This window comes from Aliidiomarina taiwanensis (assembly GCF_003987015.1).
Classification (GTDB): domain Bacteria; phylum Pseudomonadota; class Gammaproteobacteria; order Enterobacterales; family Alteromonadaceae; genus Aliidiomarina; species Aliidiomarina taiwanensis.
In genome coordinates, this window is sequence record NZ_PIPQ01000008.1 from 16,941 (window position 1) to 40,549 (window position 23,609).

Genomic DNA, 23,609 nt, shown 5'->3' on the forward strand with positions numbered 1-23,609 from the left:
TTAGCAAAACTTCAACTAAAAGTTACAAAAAACAAAAAAGGGAGATGCCGAAACACCTCCCCTTTCACTGTCAACATCAATGTCAACAAAACTGTCAACACGATTGCGTAACCCTTTGTTTTATAAGGGATACGATGACGGCTTCGATATTACATCATGCCGCCCATACCACCCATGCCCATGTCGCCACCTGGCATTGCTGGAGCATCGTCTTGCGGTAGTTCTGCAATCATCGCTTCGGTGGTGATCATCAGACCTGCAACCGAAGAAGCGAACTGCAGCGCTGAACGGGTTACTTTTGTTGGGTCTAGAATACCCATTTCAAGCATGTCACCGTAGGTGTCGTTACCTGCGTTGTAACCAAAGTTACCTGTACCTTCTTTCACTTTGTTGGTTACTACAGACGACTCTGCACCTGCGTTGTCTGCGATTTGACGTAAAGGTGCTTCCATTGCACGTAGTGCTACTTTAATACCTACGTTTTGGTCTTCGTTGTCGCCACGAAGGTCTGCTAGGTTGCTAGCGGCACGAACAAGTGCAACACCACCACCTGGAACAACACCTTCTTCAACAGCTGCGCGTGTTGCGTGAAGTGCGTCTTCAACACGTGCTTTTTTCTCTTTCATTTCAACTTCAGTTGCTGCACCTACTTTAATAACTGCAACACCGCCTGCAAGCTTAGCTAAACGCTCTTGTAGCTTCTCACGGTCGTAGTCTGAGCTGGTTTCTTCAATTTGCTGACGAATTTGTGTTACGCGGCCTTCAATCATTTCTTGGTCGCCTGAACCGTCAACAATTGTGGTGTTGTCTTTGCTGATAACAACACGCTTCGCACTACCTAGGTCTTCTAGCTGTGCTTTTTCTAGCTCCATGCCAATTTCTTCAGAAATTACGGTAGCACCTGTTAGCACTGCAATGTCTTGTAGCATGGCTTTACGACGGTCACCAAAACCTGGCGCCTTCACAGCAGCTACTTTCACAATGCCACGCATGTTGTTAACAACAAGTGTTGCCAGGGCTTCACCTTCAACGTCTTCAGCAATAAGCATAAGCGGCTTACCAGACTTAGCTACACCTTCTAGCACAGGTAGTAATTCGCGAATGTTGCTGATTTTCTTGTCAACCAGAAGAATATGCGGGTTGTCTAGTTCAACAGTGCCTGCTTCTTGGTTGGTCATGAAGTAAGGTGACAGGTAGCCACGGTCGAACTGCATACCTTCAACAACTTCTAGCTCGTCTTCAAGTGCTTGACCTTCTTCAACGGTAATAACACCTTCTTTACCTACTTTGTCCATTGCTTTGGCAATGATTTCACCAATGGTGCTGTCAGAGTTTGCAGAGATGGTACCTACTTGCGCAATGGCTTTGCTGTCTGAGCACGGCTGAGATACGTTCTTTAGTTCAGCAACGGCTGCAGTGACTGCTTTGTCGATACCACGCTTCAGTTCCATTGGGCTCATGCCCGCAGCTACGGCTTTTAAGCCTTCGGTAACAATTGACTGTGCTAGTACTGTTGCTGTTGTGGTACCGTCACCAGCTTCGTCGTTTGCTTTTGAAGCAACTTGCTTCACCATTTGTGCGCCCATGTTTTCGAACTTGTCTTCAAGTTCAATTTCTTTCGCTACGCTCACACCGTCTTTAGTAATAACAGGTGCGCCAAATGACTTGTCTAGAACAACGTTACGGCCCTTTGGACCTAAGGTTACTTTTACTGCATCAGCTAGGGTGTTCACACCTTTTAGCATTTTCTGACGCGCTGTATTTCCAAACTTAACTTCTTTAGCTGCCATGATTATTTCCTTAACTTACAAATTAGGTCGATAAATCAGAATAAAACTCAAAAATCGGCTGAATTACTCAACGATTGCCAAAATGTCCGACTCGCTCATAATAAGCACTTCTTCGCCGTCCACTTTTTCTGTCTTCACGCCGTAGCCTTCACTAAATAGAACCGTGTCGCCTACTTTTACGTCCAGAGCTTTCACTTCACCGTTGTCTAAAATTCTGCCATTACCCACAGCAATGACTTCACCACGGGTTGACTTTTCTGCAGCAGAACCAGTTAACACAATACCGCCCGGCGATTTGCTTTCAGCTTCTGAGCGCTTAACGATCACGCGATCATGTAAAGGACGAAGTTTCATTGTGATACTCCCATAGTTAATGTTGGAAAATAGATCAGACCCATTCTGATCCTTGTTTAAGGTTGTGGTTAGAAAATGGGGTCACCTTGTTAAATTGCAAGGCCACCCCTAAAAAATTTAGTCTTTCTTCTCTCGATCGTCGGAAATATGACCATCGATGTCGGTTTTTTCTTCGTATTCCGCGTCAAAGACATTGGAGTGGTCTCTTTCACGCTGCCCGAAGCTTTGGCGAAAATGAGTCTGTGTATGAACACTGCGCATTTGTAGCTTCTTCACCACCCAAAGACCCACCGCCATTTGTACAGGCGGAAACAACAGCAACACAGCGACGGCGTCTGTAAAGAACCCTGGGGTAACAAAAAGCACACCGGCAAAAAACAACATAATGCCCGACAACACTTCTTTGCCCGGTGGTTGGCCCTGAGCAAGCTTTAACTGCGCTGCTTGTAAGTTTCGAATACCCTGGCGGCGTACTAAGGCGGCCCCCACAAAGGCCGTTAAAATAATCAGCAGAATCGTATTAAAACCACCAATTGCATCGCCCACTTCTATTAGTAGACTAATCTCGATAATCGGTACGATTATAAATAATATAAGTAAAAACATAGTGAGCCTTCTTTGGTTTCTCATTAAGATATGGGGCATGATAGAGGCCGTTTCAAGTGCTGGAGTATGGGTTATGCAAGTTTTTTTACGTTCAATGGTTTTTACGCTGTTCTTGGGTGTTTTTAGCAGCTCCTCTTTGGCTGCTCTGCAAAGCCCTTTTGGCGACGCTATACAAGGCAATAAGTACCCACCTTCCGAACAAGTGTTTGTAATAGACTACAATCAAGTTGACGCGGAGCTGCGCGTTCGCTTCAGCATTCGCGATGGGTTTTATTTGTATCAGCATCGCTTCGACTTCAGCCCTGAAGAGAAAGTTCATCGAGTTCACCCGCTGCCAGAAGGAGAGTTACATAGCGACGAGTTTTTTGGCGATACGGTTATTTATCGCGACCATGTGGAGCTTGTGGTGGACTTGAACGCGGCACGCCGTAATGAAATTTTAAACGTGCACCTTCAAGGATGTGCCGACGAGGGCTTTTGCTACCCACCAACGACACAACAAATTTTCCTACGGCGGACAGCAGGCACAAGCGATGACACCGCAGCCTTAGCTTCTTCGCCAGCGCCTGAGCCCTTGCAGGCGTCAAAGTCACAAACCACAAGTGTGTTTCTGTGGGGCCTTTTTATTCTGGCAGGGCTTGCCCTTTTAGCGGTGCTTTTACGTCGCAGAAAAAAGTGATAAAAGTGCATTTATGCAGCGATATTCGCTGATACGACCAGTATTTTGCTGTGATTTTATCAATTCACTCTTATAATGTCAGAATGAGCTAACGAAGCCGACACTGCATTAAGGTAATATGGCGGTTCTATGACAGAAACAAAGCGCATTTTAGTTTTAAACGGGCCAAACCTTAACTTATTAGGCTTGCGCGAACCAGACGTGTATGGCGCAACAACACTGGCTGACATTGAGTCTACCTTAAAGCGACAAGCTCAGGCTGCCCGCTGTGAATTAGACTTTTTTCAGTCCAATGCCGAGCACGAGCTCATAGAGCATGTCCATCAAGCAGCAGGTCAGTATAACGGGATTATTATTAATCCGGCAGCCTTTACCCACACCAGTGTGGCACTGCGTGACGCCTTGTTAGGAGTCGCTCTTCCATTTATAGAAGTACATATTTCGAACGTGCACGCACGAGAAGACTTTCGTCGTCATTCGTTCTTTTCTGATTGTGCCGTGGGCGTTATCAGCGGGTTTGGAGCGCAAGGATATGAACTTGCTCTGACAGCCGCACTCAAACAATTCTAAATAAAACTATCTTTTCACTACGAGAAGTAAAATTTACCGACAAAAGTGAGTTAACAGGTTATGGATATTCGTAAAATCAAAAAGCTGATTGAATTGGTGCAAGAGTCTGGCATTGCCGAGCTTGAAATAACGGAAGGTGAAGAGGCGGTTCGTATTTGCCGTACAGCTTCCAACACTATGCCTGCTATGGCTCAATACCCGGTGCCTCAGCAAATGCCTGCGCCTGCTGCAGCCCCAGCCCCTGCCGCACCTACTGCTCAGCAAGCTCCACAACAAGAAGCGGCTCCAGCTACTGAAGAAGTATCAGGTAACGTTGTGAAGTCACCTATGGTGGGTACTTTTTATGAGTCGCCAGCGCCAGGCAGCAAAGCCTTTGTTACGGTTGGTCAGCGCGTGAATGTCGGTGACACCCTGTGCATTGTTGAGGCAATGAAAATGATGAACCACATTGAAGCCGAAGTAGGCGGTGTGGTGAAAAAGATTCTGGTCGAAAATGAAGCGCCGGTTGAGTTTGACCAACCGCTATTTATCATTGAATAAACGACCCAATAAGGCGAAGATCATGCTAGATAAAGTAGTCATTGCCAACCGGGGTGAAGTTGCATTACGCATCCTTCGTGCTTGTAAAGAGCTTGGCATTAAAACCGTTGCCGTTCACTCCACGGCCGACAAAAGTTTAAAACACGTATTGCTGGCAGACGAGTCGATTTGCGTCGGCCCGCCTTCAGCAACTGAAAGTTATTTGAATATTCCACGCATTATTAGTGCCGCAGAAGTAACCGACGCAACAGCCATTCACCCAGGCTATGGGTTTCTTGCTGAAAATGCTGACTTTGCAGAGCAAGTGGAAAATTCTGGGTTTATTTTTATAGGCCCAACCCCAGAAGTTATTCGCACCATGGGTGACAAGGTCGCTGCTATTGAGACCATGAAAAAAGCAGGCGTTCCTTGTGTGCCTGGCTCTGATGGCCCCTTAGGTGACAATGATCAAGAAAATTTAGCGATTGCACGTCGTATTGGCTACCCGGTTATTGTAAAAGCGGCCGGTGGTGGCGGTGGCCGAGGTATGCGCGTTGTTCGCAATGAAGACGAGCTTCTTAAGTCCATTGTAGCGACCCAAACCGAAGCGCGTGCTGCGTTTGGTAACCCGGTTGTTTACATGGAGAAGTTCCTCGAAAACCCTCGCCACGTTGAAATACAAGTACTAGCCGACGGTCAAGGCAATGCAATTCACCTTGGTGAGCGCGACTGTTCTATGCAGCGCCGCCACCAAAAAGTGGTGGAAGAAGCACCTGCTCCAGGCATTAGCCCCGAGGTTCGTCAAAGCATTGGTGAGCGCTGTGCTCAAGCCTGTTTAGAAATTGGCTATCGCGGTGCAGGAACCTTTGAGTTCTTATATGAAAATGGTGAGTTTTACTTCATTGAAATGAACACCCGTATTCAGGTAGAGCACACAATTACCGAAATGGTGACGGGCTTCGACTTGGTGAAGGAACAGCTGCGTATAGCGGCGGGTATGCCTTTGTCCATTGCTCAGGAAGATGTGCAAGTGCGTGGTCATTCCATTGAATGCCGTATTAACGCAGAAGACCCACAAACCTTTATCCCTTCGCCGGGAACCATTACGCGTTTCCATTCCCCAGGCGGTATGGGTGTACGTTGGGACTCACATATATATACTGGTTATCGCGTACCACCAAATTACGACTCCATGATAGGCAAGCTTATTACCCATGGTGAAACACGCGAAGTAGCCATTCGTCGTATGCAAATTGCTTTGTCAGAGCTTATTTTGGAAGGGATAAAGTCGAACGTTGCGTTGCATCAAGACATTATGGCCGACGAAGGCTTCCAACAGGGTGGTACGAACATCCACTACTTAGAAAAGAAGCTAGGCATTAACTAAGCACTTTTATTGCTATTAAAAGTAAGTGTCTTGCACTTTTGACAAAGCTCAGGTAAAACGCCTGAGCTTTTTTATTTTAACAAAATAAGGTAACCACCATGGCTTGGATACAACTCACGCTAACCACCGACAACGAGCACGCACGTCAGCTTGGTGATATATTGATGGCAAACCAAGCTCAAGCGGTCACCTACCGGGACGCTCAGGACGCCCCAATATTCGAGCCGCCTCCAGGGGAAATTGCCTTATGGTCACAAAGCTTAGTCACTGGCCTGTATCCGGCTGAAACTAACTTAGCGCCAATTTTGGCAAACCTGAAAAAAGTAGGCTTTTTAGCGAAGCCATTACAATACAAAACAGACCCATTGGAAGACAAAGATTGGGAACGCGCATGGATGGACAACTTCAAACCCATCTGCTTTGGTCAGAGGTTCTGGGTCGTACCTTCTTGGCACCAACCACCAGAGCCCAACCAACCGTACCTCTTACTTGACCCAGGCATGGCCTTTGGTACTGGAACACACCCAACCACAGCCTTATGTTTAGAGTGGCTGACAGAGCAAAACTTAGAGGGTAAAACCATTGTCGATTTCGGTTGTGGCTCAGGTATTCTTGGTATTGCAGCGCTAAAACTTGGCGCAGCTCGCTGCATTGGCATCGATATCGATCAGCAAGCCTTGAAAGCAAGTAAAGAAAATGCTGAACGCAATGGCGTTGCTGACCAATTCGAGGTGTACCTTGCTCACGAAGCACCTGCTATTCAAGCCGATCTCGTCATTGCTAATATTCTTGCTGGCCCTTTACAAGAACTCGCTCCCATCATTCAAGGCTATTTAAAGCCACAGGGGCCTCTAGCACTTTCAGGCATACTAGAGCGCCAAGCGGCTGATGTAATGCACGCCTACCAACCTAGAATTAGTTTTAACCCACCCCGACACCAAGAGGAATGGACGCTAGTTTCAGGGCGCTGCACAGCTTTATTGCCCTAGAGCGTAAAAAACACGCAGGTACTTTAGGTCGCCCTCATCAACCACAGCATAATGACCACCCGACGGGGATACCTCGGCCAAAGTACCAAATAAAGCTTCTTGGGTAAGCACATCAAATTGCTCCTGCCCCAGTGCCTGCGCTGCAATTGAGACAATACAATGGTCTGTGCTGCATTCATTGTATTCAAGCACCAAGCCGCCTGTTAAACCGGCTTCAATAACAAAGTCATTAAAACGATTAGCAATAAAGGTTTTGCTTTCATAGTTTATCGCTCCCTCACTGTGCATAAAAATATGCTGATCGGCTAATGCCGTGAAATTTTTATGTTTTACAAAATCAACAAAGCCCAGTGCTTCATAGGCATCATTTCCACTCGTTGCTACGAAAGCAGAGTTATTAGTATTCTTTATCACCAGCGGCTCTGCTACGTGACGTTCATTTATAAAAGCCTCTTCTTTAAGCGCTATATTGGTATTTTTTTGCACCTGAGTGTGGCTCTTGCTTTTTATTTCCTGTTCATCAAGATCACGGCTTTTATGTACAGCACTAACTCCATATAAAGTAAGAGAAAGTACAGCACCTATAAACACTATATTTTTTTTCACGTTTCTCTCCATACGCGAGCCGCATACGTTAGCGATGCGGCTCGCGTTGATTCGTTATTTAATTTCTTGGTACGTGCGTCCGCCACAGCAATCGCGAACCGTTGCAGGCCGAGTACTTGTATCAACAACACACCTTGTCTCGCAAATATAATTTACTCCATCAACAGCCACACCTTCATGAGCCAGAGAAACACCCCAAAAAACCAATAAATAACCAACAAAAACAACATTTGACAAACGTAACATATAGTCTTCCTTCTTATTTAAATAGTATTGACCCAACTCAATAACAACATACACACTACCCCCCCCCCTCCTATTTGTAAACCTCACCTTGTATACAATCACCTCTGTCTGTCTCAACATTCAAATAGATGTTTTCATCATTCGGAATAAAACGAAACCCATTCCACCTTATTAAGGCAACCAACTATACAAAACGAAAGTCAAGCGTAAAAAGGGCAAAAAACACCTCTTTTGTTTACTTAATAGCCTTTTTTTTTGTGGCTAAATTCCCTAGAATTCCTTCCCCTTTCGCTGAACAGTTTTTAATCGATGCGGATTGGTCATTACCAATTACAGAATAATGTGCTGTTAGCGCCTATGGCTGGAGTGACAGATGTCCCGTTTCGACGACTCTGCACACAGCTAGGCGCTGGTTTAGCGGTGTCCGAGATGTTATCGAGTAACCCAGAGGTTTGGGATACGGATAAATCACGTAGCCGTATGATGCACCAAAACGAACCTGGTATTCGTTCTGTACAAATTGCCGGCTCAGACCCTGAGATGATGGCGCGTGCCGCCCAGCATAATGTTGCTGAAGGCGCACAAATCATTGATATCAACATGGGTTGCCCTGCAAAAAAAGTAAATAAAAAATTGGCAGGCTCCGCACTGTTGCGTGAACCTTCACTAGTGCGCGAAATTTTACGCGCCGTGAATAGCGCAGTGGATGTTCCTGTCACCCTGAAAATTCGGACAGGCTGGGCCCCTGAGCATAGAAATGGGGTTCAAATTGCCGAAATAGCTCAGGAAGAAGGAATGGCAGCGTTAACTGTACATGGGCGTACGCGCACATGTATGTATAAAGGGAACGCTGAGTACCACACCATACGTGACATTCGTGGCGCCATTAGCATTCCATTAATTGCAAATGGCGATATAACAACCCCAGAACAAGCCAAGTTTGTGCTTGAGTTCACCGGGGCTGACGCTGTCATGATTGGTCGTGGTGCACAAGGAAACCCATGGATTTTTAGAGAAGTAGTACACTTTCTAAAGACGGGGGATAAATTAGCACCACCCAGCCGCGAGGAGGTAACCGCTGTCATGCAGTCGCATGTGCGGCACCTTCATCAGTTTTACGGCGAGCGCCGCGGTGTGCGCATCGCTCGGAAACATATCGGCTGGTATGTACGCGGTATTGGCGACCCAACCAACTTCCGTGCTGCTTTTAATACGTTAGAAACAGCCCAGGAGCAATTGGACGCCTTAGTATTTTTTAGTCAATTTAGCAGAGAGAAAGAGCGCTATTATGTTTGACCCAAATGGTAATCGAGAAACAGTTGTTAACCCACTAATGACCCAAGCACCAAACGCAAACCCACGTCCTTTGCGTAATTCCGTGAAGCAAGCCTTAAATAGCTTCCTGAGCCAGCTTGACGGTCAAGACCCTGAAGAGCTATATGAGCTAGTTCTTGCAGAAGTTGAAGCGCCACTCTTAGAAGAAGTGATGACCTATACCCGAGGTAACCAAACCCGTGCAGCCACCATGCTAGGCATTAACCGCGGTACACTTCGCAAGAAGCTTAAAAAGTACGGCATGAACTAATTACCGTTTGAAGCATAAAAAGCGCTCTGTCTCAGGGCGCTTTTTTGTTTCTGCTTCGCTTAAACCGCAACATTGCGTATAATACCCGACCGCATAAACACTCGATTTCTGCGGCCTGTTATGGCCAACACACAACTGCACAGTGAGCATTGACACTATGAGCCAAGTTCGCCCTATACAACGCGCCCTACTAAGCGTTTCAGACAAAACCGGTATTGTTGAATTTGCCCAAGCCTTGCACCAGCACGGCACTGAAATTCTTTCTACTGGCGGTACCGCTAAGTTGCTTCAAGAAGCAAACATTCCTGTCATTGAAGTGTCCGAGTACACAGGTCAGCCCGAAATTATGGACGGCCGTGTGAAAACTCTACATCCTAAAATTCATGGCGGCATTTTAGCTCGCCGCGACGTCGATCAGGCCGTCATGGAAGAGCAAGGCATTGGCCCTATCGACTTGGTCGCAGTTAACTTGTACCCCTTTAAACAGACCGTAGCGAACCCCGACTGTAGTTTCGCAGACGCTATTGAAAACATTGATATTGGCGGCCCCACCATGGTCCGGGCAGCGGCTAAAAACCACGCCGACGTGACCATTGTCGTGAATGCAGCGGATTACCACCGGGTACTTGCTGAGCTTGAAAGTGCGGGAGGCGTTTCGGCCGACACACGCCGCGCGCTGGCCACTGCAGCATTTGAACATACAGCCGCTTACGACGGTATGATCGCGAATTACTTAGGCCAACGGACCGGCGAAGGCGCAAGCATTGAAGCTCCAACCCGCTTCCCACAAACCTTCAATATGCAGGTACAGAAAAAACAAGACTTGCGCTATGGTGAAAATAGCCACCAACAAGCGGCGTTTTATGTTGACCCAGAGAGCCAAGCCCCCAGCGTGTCCACTTCGACCCAGCTGCAAGGAAAGGCGCTTTCTTACAACAATATTGCCGACACAGATGCAGCATTCGAGTGTGTGAAAACCTTTACTGCCCCGGCGTGTGTCATTGTAAAACATGCCAACCCGTGTGGCGTTGCTGTCGGCGCAAACATTTTAGAAGCCTATGAGCGCGCCTATAAAACAGACCCAACTTCTGCCTTTGGTGGCATTATCGCCTTTAACCAACCGCTCGATGAAGAAACGGCCCATGCCATTGTTTCTCGCCAGTTTGTTGAAGTCATTATTGCCCCAGGCGCAAGTCAGCGTGCACAGTCTATTGTTGCGAGCAAACCCAATGTTCGTTTACTCAGCACCGCTGCACTTGAGCAACCAAGCGCGCAGCTCGACTTTAAACGCGTGCAGGGTGGCTTATTGGTTCAAGACAGTGACCATGCCATTGTGCCACGTGACGAGCTACAGTTTGTGTCCAAGGTAAAACCTACGGAACAACAAATTGATGACTTATTATTTGCTTGGAACGTCGTACGCTTCGTCAAATCCAACGCCATTGTATACGCCAATGAAGGCATGACCATAGGTGTAGGTGCAGGGCAAATGAGCCGCGTGTACAGTGCCAAAATAGCGGCTATCAAGGCTGCCGACGAGAACCTTGAAGTAAAAGGCTCGGTCATGGCCTCAGACGCTTTCTTCCCATTCCGCGACACCATAGACGCAGCGGCTGAAGCCGGTATTACCGCTATTATTCAGCCAGGCGGTTCGATACGCGATGAGGAAGTGATAGCGGCAGCCGACGAACATGGCATTGCCATGATCTTCACCGGTATGCGCCACTTTAAACATTAAAGGGGAAAGTCTGTGAAAATACTCATTATTGGAAGTGGCGGCCGTGAGCACGCCCTAGCCTGGAAGGTGGCTCAGTCAGACAAGGTGCAACAGGTATTTGTTGCACCGGGAAATGCGGGCACGGCAACGGAGCCTAAAGTAAGCAATGTTGCTATTAACGTTGAAGACATTCCTGCGTTAATTCACTTTGCACAGCAAGAAGCCATCGACTTAACCATTGTAGGCCCTGAAGCCCCACTTGTTCTGGGTGTTGTGGATCAGTTTCAGGCCGCAGGTTTAGCTATTTTTGGCCCGAGTAAAGGCGCGTCACAACTGGAAGGATCGAAAGCCTTCTGTAAAGACTTCTTTGCTCGCCATAATATTCCAACGGCTGACTACGAGAACTTTACTGAAATAGAACCAGCCAAGGCCTATGTACGTGCAGGTAAATTGCCCATTGTTATTAAAGCCGACGGCCTTGCTGCAGGTAAAGGTGTGATTATTGCAGAAACACTTGAGCAAGCAGACGCCGCCATTGAAGACATGTTAGCTGGCAATAAGTTTGGCTCTGCTGGCAGCCGTGTGGTTATTGAAGAGTTTTTAGTGGGTGAAGAGGCGAGCTTTATAGCTATGGTCGACGGCCATAACATTCTGGCTTTCGCTTCCAGCCAAGACCACAAAGCACGTGACAATGGCGACACAGGCCCAAACACAGGTGGTATGGGCGCTTACTCCCCAGCACCGGTACTAACCGACAGTATTAGCGACTGGGTGGTTCAGCATATTATGCAGCCAACCGTCGACGGTATGCATGCAGAAGGCAACACCTATGTGGGCTTCTTATATGCCGGACTCATGATTGCCGACGACGGTACCGCTAAAATTCTTGAGTACAATTGTCGCTTTGGTGACCCTGAAACCCAACCCATTATGATGCGTTTAGAGTCGGACCTGATTGAGCTGTGTTTTGCAGCCTTAAAAGGCGAACTTAACACTACCCCTATCTCCTTTAGTAATAAGGCGGCAGTGGGCGTGGTAATGGCTGCTGGGGGCTATCCTGAGAGCTATAGAAAAGGTGACGTGATTCAAGGCTTAGATCAGGTTGCTTCCACTGTGAATGAACACGAAGGTAAAGTGTTTCAAGCCGGCACACACGAACAAGATGGTCAGCTCGTCACCCAAGGCGGCCGTGTTCTTTGTGTCACAGCACTTGGTGACACAGTGACAGAAGCCCAACGAAATGCTTATAACATGGTCCACATGATCTCTTGGCCGGACTGCTATTATCGAACGGATATTGCACACCGCGCCATTGCTCGAAAAGCATAACCACTGCAAAAAGCCTCGCTGCACAGTGACGTACAGCGAGGCTTTTTTAGTCTTCTAGTACTAAATCATCTTCCGTACTGTCCGAGTCGTCGAAGTCATTTTCATCTACCACCTTCGAACGCCCATACATACTTCCGACACGTGGACGATTAATACGCTTTTGGTATTTCATCCATGCCTTTTCTACTATTGTTTCTGCTTCTTTTTCACCTGCAATGACGGCAAGAATACTTTTGTCTTCTTCTGTTGAAGGTTCAATATCACCTGCAACAAGAGCACTAATAAGGCTGCCATATTTTACTAACGCATCGCTTTCACGAATGGAGAAGTCTCCAGAGCGCGAGAAGCCATACGGGTAATTGCGGTAGTCGTTATACACTTTACGCAATAAGGTTTCTCTATCAGTCGTTGCCATAGTCATATCCACCTTTGGGCAAAAAATGAATGGGTTGTGCAGCACTGTCACTGCTCAGGCAACGATATAAGGCCAGAAATACATACTGTCAAGCATTTTTTTCAAAAATAACAATAATAAAACGCTTCGCTTGGCCTGTAGCAGGTCGGTTCGGCCTTTGGAGGGATTTCGCTGCCAGCAAGAAACACAAACAAAAACGCCACCCGAAGGTGGCGTTTTTGTTGAATTTGGAGCGAGTAACGAGGTTCGAACTCGTGACCTCAACCTTGGCAAGGTTGCGCTCTACCAGCTGAGCTATACTCGCATGTGCTAGGGGCTTGCCCTGACTGCGAAATGCATTTTACTGATTCTAAGAGGTAATGCAAGCCCATTATTGCATCTTTCTTACTGTTCGACGAAAAAATGAGCACGGTAGTGCTTTAATTCGATAATTGACTCACGAATGTCGGCTAATGCCTCGTGTGCATTCTGTTTTACCAGGCCTTCCAGCACATTTGGCTGCCAACGCTTAGCTAATTCTTTCACTGTGCTGACGTCTAAATTACGGTAATGAAAGTAAGCTTCCAGCTCGGGCATGTAATTCGCTAAAAAACGTCTGTCCTGACAAATGCTATTCCCACACATCGGCGATGTGTTCGCGTCCACATGCTCTTTTAAGAATTCAATGGTGGCTCGTTCGGCCACAGCAATATCCACACCCTCTTCTTGAATCCGCTTTACCAAACCCGACTCTGTATGCGTGCGCGTATTCCATTCATCCATTCCGGCTAATACGTCGTCGCTTTGTTTAATGGCAAACACAGGACCAACAGCTATTTCATTCAAGTCGGCGTCTGTAACTATCGTGGCAATTTCGATTATTTTGTCTTCGTCGGGTAAAAGCCCCGTCATTTCTAGGTCAATCCAAATTAATCGAGTGCTTTTGTCGCTCATGCTGTTCCCTTCTTTCGTTGAAGCTGCGCTTTTGCGCGCTTTTCATCACACTTTATTGCACATTATTGTATGATAGATACATATAAAAAGCTCGCATATCGCCAAGGAGACTGCGTGGGGCAAAAAAGAAAATTAACCAAAGGTCAGCAGCGTCGCATTCATGCCAACCAAGCGAAACGGCTGGCACGTCGCGACACAGAAGAAACACAAGTCTGGAGTGAAGAACAGCTTGGCCCACTCCAGCCTGGCCGTGTGGTGAGCCGCTTTGGTCAGCATGCCGACATTCTAGATGCCGATGCAAATATATATAGGTGCAATATTCGGCGGGCTGTTCAAAGCCTGGTCACAGGTGACAAGGTTGCTTGGCGTAAAGCGCCTACACAAGAACAAGGCATGCAAGGCGTTGTTGAAGCCGTAGAAGAACGTGAAAGCGAGCTGTGTCGCCCAGACATTTATGACGGCTTAAAGCCTGTTGCCGCAAATATAGAACAAATTTTTATTGTTTCGTCACCTCAGCCGGCCTTCTCCGATCAAATCATTGATCGTTATCTTGTGGCTTGCGAAGACGCCGGCATACAGCCCATTATTGTGATGAACAAAACTGACTTAATGACACCCGACGAAGCAGAGTTTATTCAAGAACGGTTATCAGTTTACCAACGTATGGGCTACAGCGTCGTTCGCGCAAGTGCCGCGACAGGTGAAGGTATTGAAGAGCTGAGGCAATGCTTTATTGGTAAGATCTCGGTATTAGTTGGCCAGTCTGGAGTGGGTAAGTCCTCACTTATAGACAAAACCTTACCTGAAGTGAGTTTACTGATTGGCGACATTTCGGTTAATTCAGGTTTAGGCCAACACACCACCACGGTCGCTCGCTGGTACCCTTTAAATGAAGGCGGCGCTCTGATTGATTCGCCGGGCATTCGTGAGTTTGGCTTATGGCATATGTCCGCTGAGCGTATTACTCAAGGGTTTGTGGACTTTCACCCATTTTTAGGCACCTGCAAGTTTCGCGACTGCCGTCACGACACGGACCCAGGGTGCGCACTCCAGCAGGCTGTGGCAGAAGGTAAGCTAGATGCTCGCAGACTTGCTAATTTCCACCGTATTATTGACTCATTAGAGAAAAGTTGAGGTTTGAAGTGACTATTATTGAGCGGTTTAAAATTGTAGGGCAGTATATTTTACCTAAACATTTGCTGTCCCGTTTGACTGGGCGTTTTGCTGCAGCGCGGGCAGGCTGGTTTACCCAAGTGGCCATTCGCGCCTTCATTCGTAACTTTAGCGTGGACATGTCCGAGGCTGCCTCGCCTGATCCTAAGTCGTATAAAACCTTTAACGACTTCTTCACTCGCCCTTTAAAAGAAGGAGCACGCCCTTTACTAGCCGAAGGCAACCAGCTAGCCCACCCTGTTGACGGTACAGTCAGCCAGGCAGGCCCCATTCATGCTGGAACCATAGTACAAGCCAAGAATCACGACTACAGTGTCGCGGCTCTGCTAGGTGGAGACCAAGCCCTCGCTGCAGAGTTTGACGGTGGCGAGTTTGCTACTATTTACCTCGCACCACGTGACTACCACCGTATTCACATGCCATGCGACGGCGTATTGCGTGAAATGATTTACATACCGGGAGACTTGTTCTCCGTAAACCCACTGACAGCACAGCATGTACCTAACTTGTTTGCCCGAAACGAACGCGTGGTTGCGGTTTTTGATACGGAACAGGGCCCCTTCACCATTGTCTTGGTTGGCGCCACCATTGTGGCCAGCATTGAAACCGTTTGGGCTGGAACAGTAACCCCACCGAGGGGGCCTGGCATTCACCGCTGGAGCTATCCTAAGGAAGGTGTAAATGCTGTCACACTCAAGCGCGGTGAAGAAATGGGACGCTTTAAGCTGGGCTCCACCATTGTCATGACCTTTCCGAAAGACACAGTGAAGTGGGAAAACGACCTGGTACCTGGGCAAACCACGCGCATGGGTACAGTTCTAGGGCAGTGGGATAGCTAGCCCTATGCTCATTATTGCCCATCGTGGGGCGAGCGCTGTTACAGCAGAAAACACGCTCGCCGCATTTGAAGAAGCAATACACGCTCAAGCAGACGCTATTGAGCTTGATGTTTATCAAGTTGAAAACCAACTCTATGTGTTTCACGACCGCCATTTAACGCGGCTGACTTCTAGTACAGGTCGCTTCGTCGACCTGACAGACCAACAAGTTCAGTCATTACTGGTTTTAGGGCAGCATGCCATTCCAACGTTAGAGCAAGCACTTGCCCATATTGCTGGCCGAACGGCCTTAAATATTGAATTGAAAGGCCCGATTGCCTGCGCTCAGATTTGTCGACACCTAGAGAAAGCGGTACACCAATTTGGTTTTACCGAACAAAGTCTGCTGGTGTCCTCTTTTAATCATCACTGGCTAAAAGAGCTTAAACAAGCACGTCCGCAGACTCGCATAGGCGCATTAACAGCCAGCTGCCCGTTAAGCTACGCCGCCTTTGCTAGCGAGCTGAACGCCTATTCCGTTCATATTGACGTGAACACAGTTACTGAAGCATTTGTTGCCGACGCCCACGCACGTGGCTTGGCTGTGTATGTGTATACGGTGGATGATCCTGCGGATATGGTTTGGCTCCATAAAATAGGGGTGGATGGCATATTCACCAACCACCCCCAATTAACTCGTCAAAGCCTGCAGTTAATCCTTAACTGATTGCGCTTCTTTAAGCGCGTCTTCTTCTGCACGACGGTCCGGATATATTTGCTCAAGTCGCTCTAACTCGTTGGTTATTTCCAGAGGTGAGCGAGTGTTTCGCGCAAGCCCTGCGTACAGCGACGGTACTAAAAATACCGTTAAAAACGCAGAGAAAGCCACACCACAGAATATGACCACACCAATCACCATTCTGCTTTCAGCACCTGGGCCTGTTGCCAAGACTAAAGGCAAAGAGCTCATAAGGGTGGTAAAGGCCGTCATCACAATGGGTCGTAGGCGCAAACGAGACGCCCTAGCTAAAGCCTCTTCAAAACGCATGCCGGCGTCGCGTAGCTGGTTGGCAAACTCCACAATAAGAATACCGTTTTTCGCTGCCAAACCTATCAGCATGACAATACCAATTTGGCTGTAAATATTAATGGTCATACCCGTGGCATATAAACCAAACAGGGCGCCAAAAATAGCCAAGGGCACCGTTAAGATAATAACGATTGGGTGAATAAAGCTTTCAAACTGTGCCGCAAGCACCAAGAAAGTAATGGCTAAGGCCAAGGCAAATATAAAGATAATAGTGCTGCCACCTTCTTGATACAGCTGCGATTGCCCTTTGTAGTCATAGGTCACGTCGTCTGGTAAATCGTTTGCCACTATATCTTCTAAGAAGGCCAGTGCCTCGCCTAGTGAATAGCCGTCCGCTAAGTTCGCACTAATGGTAATAGAGCGCATGCGGTTATAACGGTTCAAGGTAGAAGCTGTTGCCCCCTCTTCCACTGTGACCAGGTTCGACATAGGAATTAACTGGCGTGTGGTTTGCGAGCGCACATAAATATTGTCAATGTCTTGTGGCGAACGGAAGTCCGAACGCTCACCTTCTAGTAACACATTATACTCTTCACCATTGTCTTGATAGCGGGTGACCCGGCGGCTTCCAAGCATACTTTCAAGAGTTCGCCCTATGTCACCAACGGACACGCCTAAGTCTGCTGCACGGTTTTGGTCTATTTTAATACGTAACTGAGGCACGGTTTCGCGATAGTCACTATCAAGTTGAACCAACCCCGGGTTTTCTTGCGCTTTCTCTAGCACAATGTCCCGGTAGCGCGCCAAGTCCGCAAAGGTGTTCCCCTGCAATACAAACTCCACAGGACGCGACCCGCCCCCTCCGCGAATACCACTGCGCATATTCGCAAAGGCAATAACATCGGGCACTTCTTGCAGGCGTCCACGCACTTCGTTTAACAACTCGAACGAGCTCCAGTCTCGCTCACTGAATGGCACAGCACCTACAATCACAATACCGGCACTATTACCCCAGCCAGGGGTACGCGTAATCAGTCGCTCAATTTTACCTTCGTCTATGTAGGGCAATAAAATCTCTTCGATTTTATTCATGTTACGCAGGTTCGACTCGTAACTTGCTCCTTCTGCGCTACGCACCATGACAAAGAAGTTGCCTCTGTCTTCAGGTGGCACGAACTCCTGACCAATTTTATTCAATAGTAGGTAAGAGGCTCCTGCCGACAAGACAACCACCGCAAAAGCCACGAGTGGCATGGTCATGCTCTTGCGCACCATACGCTCATACGACACTTCCACTCGGTGAAAGAGGTTGTCTACCGCACGGCCAAAGCGCGAGTTCCGCTCTTGCTTCTTCAATATTTTTGAACACAACATGGGCGATAACGTGAGCGCCGTAATACTTGAAAAAGCAACGGCCGCTGCCAAGGCAATGGCAAACTCTGTAAACAGCAAGCCGATATTGCCGTCCATAAAAATTAACGGCACAAACACTGAGATAAGCACGAGGGTGGTGGCTACCACCGCAAAGCCAACTTCACGGGCACCTCGGTAAGCGGCTAATAACGGAGGGTCGCCATTCTCAACACGGCGGTAAATATTTTCTAAAACCACAATGGAGTCGTCTACAACCAAGCCAATAGCTAGCACAAGCGCCAGCAAGGTCAGTAGATTTATAGAAAAGCCCATAGCGCTCAGCACAATATACGAAGACAACAAGGCTACCGGTACCGTCAGCGCGGGAATTAAGGTGACACGAATATTTCCTAGGAAGAAATAAATCACCAAAATAACCATGCCCATGGCAATAAATAGTGTTTCGTACACTTCGTCGATAGAGTCACGAATAAATACCGACGAGTCGTAACTTGGGACCAGCACCATACTTGCCGGTAAGGTGCTTTGCACACGCTTCACTTCTTTGGCCACGTTGTCTACCACTTCAAGCGTGTTGGCATTCGACTGGCGGATAATACCTATACCCACCATGTTAATACCGTTACCGCGGAACTCTGTGCGGTCGTTCTCGGCTTCCACCGACACCCGAGCAACTTCACCGAGACGCACTATGTAGCCGTCGGCACCATTAATAATGCTTAGGTTTGCGAAGTCTTCTGCCGTTAAATAACTACGGGTCACGCGAACCGAGAATTCACGATCACGCGATTCAATTTCACCTGCTGGTAGCTCAACGTTTTCTGCCCGTAAGCGGCTTTCTATATCCGACACGGTAATGCCACGAGCAGCCATGGCTTGCCTGTCCAACCATATTTTCATGGCGTAACGGCGTTCACCCCCAATGTTGACTCGGGCAACACCGTCAACCACCGACAAGCGGTCGACAATATAACGGTTGGCGTAATCCGTTAGCTCCAGTGTGGTCATGTTTTCGCTACGCAAGCTATACCACACCACAGTGTCTTCGTCGGAGTTTGCCTTGGTGACTTCGGGTGGGTTTACTTGCTCTGGCAAGCTCCGCATCACCCGCTGCACCCGCTCGCGCACATCGTTGGCGGCTGCGTCTATCTCCCGGTTTTGCTCAAACTCAATGGTAATGCGTGAACTTCCATCGCGGCTGGAGGAGTTGATACTTTTAATACCGTCGATGCCGCTAATACGCTCTTCAATGACTTGCGTAATTTGAGTTTCAATAATTTCTGCGTTAGCCCCAGGGTAGCTGGTGCTAATGGACACTACAGGCGGCTCAATGTTCGGGTACTCTCGAAGTGGTAGCGACGAAAACGCCACCACGCCAAAAATAATTAAAAGAATATTGATAACGGTAGCAAATACCGGACGCTTTACAGACACATCAGATAGCAACATAACTTATTGCTCCGTTACATTCACAGGTAAGCCGTCACGCACGCGAACCGTACCTTCAATAATGATCTGGTCGCCTTCTTCTAGGCCAGAAAGAACTTCTACCCACCCAGGCAAGCGACGGCCCACGGTAATCACCGTCATTTCCGCTCGGCTTTCGTCATTAATACGGTACACATGCTGTTCATTCCGAATGGGAATAACAGCACTTTCTGGAATCATTAAGGTGTAGTCACGGCCCCGTTCTAGTTCAACGTTCAGTAACATTCCGGGGCGTAGTTCTCGGGTTTCATTGTTAATTTCAGCGCGTACTTGAATAGAACGTGTCACTGGGTCCACCCGTGACGCCAAGCTTTTTATTTTTCCATGAAAGACACGGTTCTTATAAGCAGCAGAGCTTGCTGCTACCTGCTGCCCCGGTGCTAAGCTCGGCAAATACAGTTCAGGTACACTAAAGTCGACATAAATTGGGTCTAAGGCGTCTAACGTCGTTATCACTTCACCCGGACGGGCAAGCGAGCCAACGCTGACTTGGCGAATGCCTAAGCGGCCAGCAAAAGGTGCTTTAATTTGCATTTCGTCTAAACGACTACGAGCAACGGCCAGTTCTGCGGCTGTTTGTTCAACACGCACTTCTTGTTCGTCTAACATACTGCGTGAAGCAACGTTTTCACGGGCAAGTTCAATTAAGCGGTTTAATTGGCGGCGCGCTTCAGCCAATCGAAACTCCAGGTCTTTCACGCGAGCGCGTTCTTCCCTGTCGTTCAGTTGAATGAGGAGTTGGCCCTCGGTTACTTCTTGGCCATCTTGGAAATGTATTTCTCGCACTGTTTGCGAAACGCGAGCCATTATGTCTACTGACTGGCTCGCTTTCGCTGTGCCTAGTCCTTGAATGGTGTCTCTAAATTCAAGGTTGCGTGCTTCCGATACAACCACGGTAGGCGCACTCATGCCGCGCCTATTACCGACCCCACTTTCCTGTGAAAAGTAAAGCCAACCTATTACTGCGATAAGTCCAACAGCAACAATACTTAATGGTGTAACTACTGCACGCTTTGCCATTTGCTTCTCTCTGTTCCGTTGTTATTTTAAGATCAACTCGTACCACTTCATTGTAACGCCTCAAGGCCTTACACGTAGTACTTTTGACCGCTAATAAAACGGAACTGGTCGCAAAGGCGCTTACTTATGGTACTTAGGGCTTAACTCAGTCACCGCTTCAATAAATGCTTTAGCATGCTCTGGGTTTACACCTGGGTGAATTCCATGACCTAGGTTAAACACATGGCCTGTTCCCGTACCATAGCTTTGTAGAATGGTTTCTACTTCTTCGCGAATACGCTCAGGCGATGCATACAACATGCTTGGGTCCATGTTGCCTTGTAAGGCTACCTTGTCGCCAACACGTGCCCGGGCGTCGCCCATGTTTGTCGTCCAGTCAACACCGAGTGCGTCACAGCCTGTTGCAGCCATAAACTCAAGCCATTGACCACCGTTTTTAGTAAACAGGGTGACCGGCACCTTGCGGCCATCTGCTTCGCGAGTTAGCCCGCTAATAATTTGTTCCATGTAACGTAATGAGAACTCTTGGTAATCGCGTGGCGACAACACCCCGCCCCACGTGTCAAAAATCATTAACGACTGGGCGCCGTTGGCAATTTGCGCGTTTAAATAGCTGGTCACAGACTCCGCTAACTTTTCTAGCAGCAGGTGCATGGTTTGTGGCTCAGAAAACATCATTTTCTTCACTTCAGAGAAGTTCTTGCTGCTCCCGCCTTCAACCATATAAGTCGCTAAAGTCCATGGGCTGCCTGAGAAACCAATCAAAGGCACTTCACCTTTTAGCTCACGGCGAATAGTACTCACCGCACGCATGACATAACCAAGATCGTCTTCTGGGTCTGGAATACCGATTGCTTCAACACTCTGGCGGTCGCGTAAAGGACGTTCAAACTTCGGACCTTCACCTTCTGCAAAGTACAAACCTAAGCCCATTGCATCTGGGATGGTTAAAATATCTGAAAACAAGATAGCGGCATCCAGTGGGAAACGACGTAACGGCTGTAATGTCACCTCACATGCAAGTTCCGCATTACGGCACAATGACATAAAATCACCGGCTTCTTTGCGAACCTCGCGGTATTCTGGCAAGTAGCGGCCAGCCTGACGCATCATCCAAATAGGGGTGCGGTCTACAGGTTCCTTCGCAAGGGCACGTAAATAACGATCATTTTTAAGTTCTGTGGTCATATCTGGTTTTTTGTCCTCAAATAGCTGAATGCCAATTCTACCAATTAACAGGCTCGCTGTCAGTTAATTCGCCACCTACCTTTTTCCTCACCACTTCAATGAGTTTTGCGGCAATAGAGCCCGGTGCAGGGGCTTTTGGTAAGTTGTCGAAAGCGAACCAGCCCCCTGTAACTAACTCCTCAGGGTCGAGCTTCAATTCGCCTCCCGCGTAGCGCGCAATAAAGCCAGCCATTAAGGAATGAGGAAAGGGCCACGGCTGACTCCCTACGTATTCTAAATCCGTGACTGTTATGCCTGCTTCTTCAAAAACCTCACGGTGCACGCATTCTTCTAGCGACTCGCCACTTTCTACAAATCCGGCTAATACCGAGTGTGTCCCTTCTGGGTGGCGTACACCCTGTGCAAGAAGTATTTTGTCTTCTTTATATATACCCACAATAATGCACGGTGAAATACGTGGGTAGCTTTCTAGTCCGCAATAGCCACACACGACAGCGAGGTCACGCCTATGCTGGGCTACTTGCTCGCCACAACGGCCACAAAACTTATGGGTGTCGAGAAACCCAGTAATTTGACAGCCCCGCGCACTTAAGCTGAATAGCTCCTTGTCACTACGTAAAATGCATTGGCGTAAGGGAAGGAAAGTCCAACCTGCCTGTAATGGCATGCTGTCACTGCCTATGAGCAAAAACACTGGCCGGCCTTGGTACTGGCCTATTTCGGCTGTATAGCCATGCGACGCATAAGGAACGTCCTCAACGGCCAGTAACGGTGGCCGGAAGCTTTGTCCCTCTGGTGTAGTGTCTATTAACTGGTTGTTATGAACAATAATCCACCAAACGGGTTCTTTCTCTGGCGGCATGCGATCAGGAAAAATCATAATTCACTCATACCTATATTTATACTGAACCATAAAAAAACTCACCGTACGTCTATGCAACGCAACGGTGAGCTTTACGAACCTAAGTTTCTCGTCAGGTTTATTCTGCTGCTTCAATCTCAAGCAGCTCCACCTCAAAAATAAGTGTTGCATTCGGCGGAATTGGGCTACCAGGGCGCTGTTGGTCACCATAGGCAAGTTCTGCTGGAATAACAAAGCGGTACTTAGAGCCAACATTCATTAGCTGCACCCCTTCCGACCAACCTACTATCACGCGGTCTAATGGGAAAGCAATGGGCTCGCCACGCTCATACGAGCTATCGAACACTGTGCCGTCAAGAAGCTCGCCCTTGTAGTGAACGGTTACCGTGTCCGTTGCAGCGGGCTTCGGGCCTTCACCTTCTACCATCACTTCGTACTGCAGGCCTGACTCTGTCACAGTGACACCGTCTCGGCTGGCGTTTTCTGCTTGATACGCTAAACCTTCTTCAAGGTTTCGTTCGCCAGCAGCTGCAGCCTCCGCTTCCGCTAAGCTAGTGCTTAGCTCCACAAGCTCCATTACCGCCGCTTGTACTTCATCTTCGTTCATCAAGCTTTCGTCGTTCATTGCGTCGCTAATTGCTGCAAGAATAACGTCTTTATCCAGCTCCATTCCCGTTGAAGACAGATGCTCAAGGTTCGACTTAACCTCACCACCTAAAACAGTTCCTAATGCATAAGCATGGCGCTGTGATTCTTGCTCTAAATCTACTTTTGTTGCTGTTTCGCCACACCCTGCAAGTGCAAGGGCAACAACGGAAGCAATCGCTGTTTTTGCCACTAATTTCATGTAACTCTCCGATCCATATAAGTAAATCTGCTGGTTTCGCTCTATACCCTTTGCAGCAAAGAACGCGTATGCGCACTATAATAA

The 23,609-nt window shown here is 48.0% G+C and carries 24 protein-coding genes and 1 tRNA gene; 12 read left to right on the top strand and 13 right to left on the bottom strand.

Features of this window, described 5'->3' with window-relative positions; translation table 11 throughout:
• Positions 1 to 149 precede the first annotated feature (149 nt).
• From groL to CWE15_RS10255, 3 genes are all read right to left on the bottom strand, one after another.
• Complete coding sequence (gene groL / locus CWE15_RS10245; protein WP_126757997.1) at positions 150 to 1,790, bottom strand: chaperonin GroEL; 1,641 nt, start codon at positions 1,788 to 1,790, stop codon at positions 150 to 152.
• 63 nt (positions 1,791 to 1,853) lie between these two features.
• The gene (locus CWE15_RS10250; RefSeq protein WP_126757998.1) at positions 1,854 to 2,144 is read right to left on the bottom strand and encodes a co-chaperone GroES; all 291 of its coding nucleotides are present in this window, start codon (positions 2,142 to 2,144) and stop codon (positions 1,854 to 1,856) included.
• A gap of 117 nt (positions 2,145 to 2,261) precedes the next feature.
• Positions 2,262 to 2,750 (bottom strand): FxsA family protein, encoded by a 489-nt coding sequence (locus CWE15_RS10255; protein ID WP_157980751.1) that lies wholly within the window; start codon positions 2,748 to 2,750, stop codon positions 2,262 to 2,264.
• A gap of 73 nt (positions 2,751 to 2,823) precedes the next feature.
• On the opposite strand from CWE15_RS10255, the gene CWE15_RS10260 reads away from it, so the two are divergent.
• From CWE15_RS10260 to prmA, 5 genes are all read left to right on the top strand, one after another.
• A complete protein-coding gene (locus tag CWE15_RS10260; RefSeq protein WP_157980752.1) occupies positions 2,824 to 3,429 on the top strand; it encodes a protein-disulfide reductase DsbD domain-containing protein in 606 nt (201 codons plus the stop codon).
• Positions 3,430 to 3,558: 129 nt separating this feature from the next.
• Positions 3,559 to 3,999, top strand: coding sequence for a type II 3-dehydroquinate dehydratase (gene aroQ / locus CWE15_RS10265; RefSeq protein WP_126758001.1), 441 nt, complete (start codon positions 3,559 to 3,561; stop codon positions 3,997 to 3,999).
• Positions 4,000 to 4,059: 60 nt separating this feature from the next.
• Complete coding sequence (gene accB, locus CWE15_RS10270) at positions 4,060 to 4,539, top strand: acetyl-CoA carboxylase biotin carboxyl carrier protein (protein WP_126758002.1); 480 nt, start codon at positions 4,060 to 4,062, stop codon at positions 4,537 to 4,539.
• Positions 4,540 to 4,561: 22 nt separating this feature from the next.
• Positions 4,562 to 5,905 (top strand): acetyl-CoA carboxylase biotin carboxylase subunit, encoded by a 1,344-nt coding sequence (accC, locus tag CWE15_RS10275; RefSeq protein WP_126758003.1) that lies wholly within the window; start codon positions 4,562 to 4,564, stop codon positions 5,903 to 5,905.
• Positions 5,906 to 6,003: 98 nt separating this feature from the next.
• Complete coding sequence (gene prmA / locus CWE15_RS10280) at positions 6,004 to 6,894, top strand: 50S ribosomal protein L11 methyltransferase (protein ID WP_126758004.1); 891 nt, start codon at positions 6,004 to 6,006, stop codon at positions 6,892 to 6,894.
• Here the strand turns inward: prmA and CWE15_RS10285 are convergent.
• Together CWE15_RS10285 and CWE15_RS10290 are read right to left on the bottom strand one after the other, a co-directional pair.
• On the bottom strand, positions 6,883 to 7,500 hold the full coding sequence (locus tag CWE15_RS10285; protein WP_126758005.1) for a hypothetical protein: 618 nt from the start codon (positions 7,498 to 7,500) through the stop codon (positions 6,883 to 6,885). The genes prmA and CWE15_RS10285 overlap by 12 nt on opposite strands.
• A 54-nt stretch (positions 7,501 to 7,554) precedes the next feature.
• Positions 7,555 to 7,746 (bottom strand): hypothetical protein, encoded by a 192-nt coding sequence (locus CWE15_RS10290; protein ID WP_126758006.1) that lies wholly within the window; start codon positions 7,744 to 7,746, stop codon positions 7,555 to 7,557.
• Positions 7,747 to 8,055: 309 nt separating this feature from the next.
• Between CWE15_RS10290 and dusB the strand changes: the two genes are divergently transcribed.
• The 4 genes from dusB (at position 8,056) to purD (ending at position 12,377) form a co-directional block, all read left to right on the top strand.
• Complete coding sequence (dusB, locus tag CWE15_RS10295; protein ID WP_126758007.1) at positions 8,056 to 9,042, top strand: tRNA dihydrouridine synthase DusB; 987 nt, start codon at positions 8,056 to 8,058, stop codon at positions 9,040 to 9,042.
• Entirely contained in the window at positions 9,035 to 9,331 is a 297-nt protein-coding gene (fis, locus tag CWE15_RS10300; RefSeq protein ID WP_126758008.1) for a DNA-binding transcriptional regulator Fis, read from the top strand. Before dusB ends, fis begins: the two co-directional genes overlap by 8 nt.
• A gap of 157 nt (positions 9,332 to 9,488) precedes the next feature.
• A complete protein-coding gene (gene purH / locus CWE15_RS10305) occupies positions 9,489 to 11,069 on the top strand; it encodes a bifunctional phosphoribosylaminoimidazolecarboxamide formyltransferase/IMP cyclohydrolase (RefSeq protein ID WP_126758009.1) in 1,581 nt (526 codons plus the stop codon).
• Positions 11,070 to 11,081: 12 nt separating this feature from the next.
• A complete protein-coding gene (purD, locus tag CWE15_RS10310; RefSeq protein ID WP_126758010.1) occupies positions 11,082 to 12,377 on the top strand; it encodes a phosphoribosylamine--glycine ligase in 1,296 nt (431 codons plus the stop codon).
• Positions 12,378 to 12,423: 46 nt separating this feature from the next.
• Here purD and CWE15_RS10315 read toward each other — a convergent pair whose 3' ends face one another.
• The 3 genes from CWE15_RS10315 to orn form a co-directional block, all read right to left on the bottom strand.
• The gene (locus CWE15_RS10315; protein ID WP_126758011.1) at positions 12,424 to 12,792 is read right to left on the bottom strand and encodes a MaoP family protein; all 369 of its coding nucleotides are present in this window, start codon (positions 12,790 to 12,792) and stop codon (positions 12,424 to 12,426) included.
• A gap of 228 nt (positions 12,793 to 13,020) precedes the next feature.
• Positions 13,021 to 13,096, bottom strand: a tRNA-Gly gene (locus tag CWE15_RS10320).
• Between the two features lie 80 nt (positions 13,097 to 13,176).
• Positions 13,177 to 13,725 carry an oligoribonuclease gene (gene orn, locus CWE15_RS10325; RefSeq protein WP_126758012.1) on the bottom strand — a complete coding sequence of 183 codons (549 nt, stop codon included), beginning with the start codon at positions 13,723 to 13,725 and terminating at the stop codon, positions 13,177 to 13,179.
• 114 nt (positions 13,726 to 13,839) lie between these two features.
• Between orn and rsgA the strand changes: the two genes are divergently transcribed.
• The 3 genes from rsgA to CWE15_RS10340 are packed head-to-tail and all read left to right on the top strand — an operon-like array spanning position 13,840 to position 16,443.
• A complete protein-coding gene (gene rsgA, locus CWE15_RS10330) occupies positions 13,840 to 14,859 on the top strand; it encodes a small ribosomal subunit biogenesis GTPase RsgA (protein ID WP_126758013.1) in 1,020 nt (339 codons plus the stop codon).
• Positions 14,860 to 14,867: 8 nt separating this feature from the next.
• Positions 14,868 to 15,737 (top strand): archaetidylserine decarboxylase, encoded by an 870-nt coding sequence (gene asd / locus CWE15_RS10335; RefSeq protein WP_198675017.1) that lies wholly within the window; start codon positions 14,868 to 14,870, stop codon positions 15,735 to 15,737.
• Between the two features lie 4 nt (positions 15,738 to 15,741).
• On the top strand, positions 15,742 to 16,443 hold the full coding sequence (locus CWE15_RS10340) for a glycerophosphodiester phosphodiesterase (RefSeq protein WP_126758014.1): 702 nt from the start codon (positions 15,742 to 15,744) through the stop codon (positions 16,441 to 16,443).
• Here the strand turns inward: CWE15_RS10340 and CWE15_RS10345 are convergent.
• The 5 genes from CWE15_RS10345 to CWE15_RS10365 form a co-directional block, all read right to left on the bottom strand.
• Entirely contained in the window at positions 16,429 to 19,569 is a 3,141-nt protein-coding gene (locus CWE15_RS10345) for an efflux RND transporter permease subunit (protein WP_126758015.1), read from the bottom strand. The two genes, CWE15_RS10340 and CWE15_RS10345, sit on opposite strands and share 15 nt — an antisense overlap.
• A gap of 3 nt (positions 19,570 to 19,572) precedes the next feature.
• The gene (locus CWE15_RS10350) at positions 19,573 to 20,628 is read right to left on the bottom strand and encodes an efflux RND transporter periplasmic adaptor subunit (RefSeq protein ID WP_126758016.1); all 1,056 of its coding nucleotides are present in this window, start codon (positions 20,626 to 20,628) and stop codon (positions 19,573 to 19,575) included.
• Positions 20,629 to 20,748: 120 nt separating this feature from the next.
• Complete coding sequence (gene hemE / locus CWE15_RS10355) at positions 20,749 to 21,816, bottom strand: uroporphyrinogen decarboxylase (RefSeq protein ID WP_126758017.1); 1,068 nt, start codon at positions 21,814 to 21,816, stop codon at positions 20,749 to 20,751.
• Between the two features lie 37 nt (positions 21,817 to 21,853).
• Entirely contained in the window at positions 21,854 to 22,696 is an 843-nt protein-coding gene (nudC, locus tag CWE15_RS10360; protein ID WP_126758018.1) for an NAD(+) diphosphatase, read from the bottom strand.
• Between the two features lie 100 nt (positions 22,697 to 22,796).
• Positions 22,797 to 23,516 (bottom strand): FKBP-type peptidyl-prolyl cis-trans isomerase, encoded by a 720-nt coding sequence (locus CWE15_RS10365; RefSeq protein WP_126758049.1) that lies wholly within the window; start codon positions 23,514 to 23,516, stop codon positions 22,797 to 22,799.
• Positions 23,517 to 23,609 lie beyond the last annotated feature (93 nt).

Coding starts and splice junctions, on each gene's coding strand:
- groL (WP_126757997.1), bottom strand. CDS start 1,790: ATGGCAGCTAAAGAAGTTAAGTTTGGAAATACAGCGCGTCAGAAAATG.
- CWE15_RS10250 (WP_126757998.1), bottom strand. CDS start 2,144: ATGAAACTTCGTCCTTTACATGATCGCGTGATCGTTAAGCGCTCAGAA.
- CWE15_RS10255 (WP_157980751.1), bottom strand. CDS start 2,750: ATGTTTTTACTTATATTATTTATAATCGTACCGATTATCGAGATTAGT.
- CWE15_RS10260 (WP_157980752.1), top strand. CDS start 2,824: ATGCAAGTTTTTTTACGTTCAATGGTTTTTACGCTGTTCTTGGGTGTT.
- aroQ (WP_126758001.1), top strand. CDS start 3,559: ATGACAGAAACAAAGCGCATTTTAGTTTTAAACGGGCCAAACCTTAAC.
- accB (WP_126758002.1), top strand. CDS start 4,060: ATGGATATTCGTAAAATCAAAAAGCTGATTGAATTGGTGCAAGAGTCT.
- accC (WP_126758003.1), top strand. CDS start 4,562: ATGCTAGATAAAGTAGTCATTGCCAACCGGGGTGAAGTTGCATTACGC.
- prmA (WP_126758004.1), top strand. CDS start 6,004: ATGGCTTGGATACAACTCACGCTAACCACCGACAACGAGCACGCACGT.
- CWE15_RS10290 (WP_126758006.1), bottom strand. CDS start 7,746: ATGTTACGTTTGTCAAATGTTGTTTTTGTTGGTTATTTATTGGTTTTT.
- dusB (WP_126758007.1), top strand. CDS start 8,056: ATGCGGATTGGTCATTACCAATTACAGAATAATGTGCTGTTAGCGCCT.
- fis (WP_126758008.1), top strand. CDS start 9,035: ATGTTTGACCCAAATGGTAATCGAGAAACAGTTGTTAACCCACTAATG.
- purH (WP_126758009.1), top strand. CDS start 9,489: ATGAGCCAAGTTCGCCCTATACAACGCGCCCTACTAAGCGTTTCAGAC.
- CWE15_RS10315 (WP_126758011.1), bottom strand. CDS start 12,792: ATGGCAACGACTGATAGAGAAACCTTATTGCGTAAAGTGTATAACGAC.
- orn (WP_126758012.1), bottom strand. CDS start 13,725: ATGAGCGACAAAAGCACTCGATTAATTTGGATTGACCTAGAAATGACG.
- CWE15_RS10340 (WP_126758014.1), top strand. CDS start 15,742: ATGCTCATTATTGCCCATCGTGGGGCGAGCGCTGTTACAGCAGAAAAC.
- CWE15_RS10345 (WP_126758015.1), bottom strand. CDS start 19,569: ATGTTGCTATCTGATGTGTCTGTAAAGCGTCCGGTATTTGCTACCGTT.
- CWE15_RS10350 (WP_126758016.1), bottom strand. CDS start 20,628: ATGGCAAAGCGTGCAGTAGTTACACCATTAAGTATTGTTGCTGTTGGA.
- hemE (WP_126758017.1), bottom strand. CDS start 21,816: ATGACCACAGAACTTAAAAATGATCGTTATTTACGTGCCCTTGCGAAG.
- nudC (WP_126758018.1), bottom strand. CDS start 22,696: ATGATTTTTCCTGATCGCATGCCGCCAGAGAAAGAACCCGTTTGGTGG.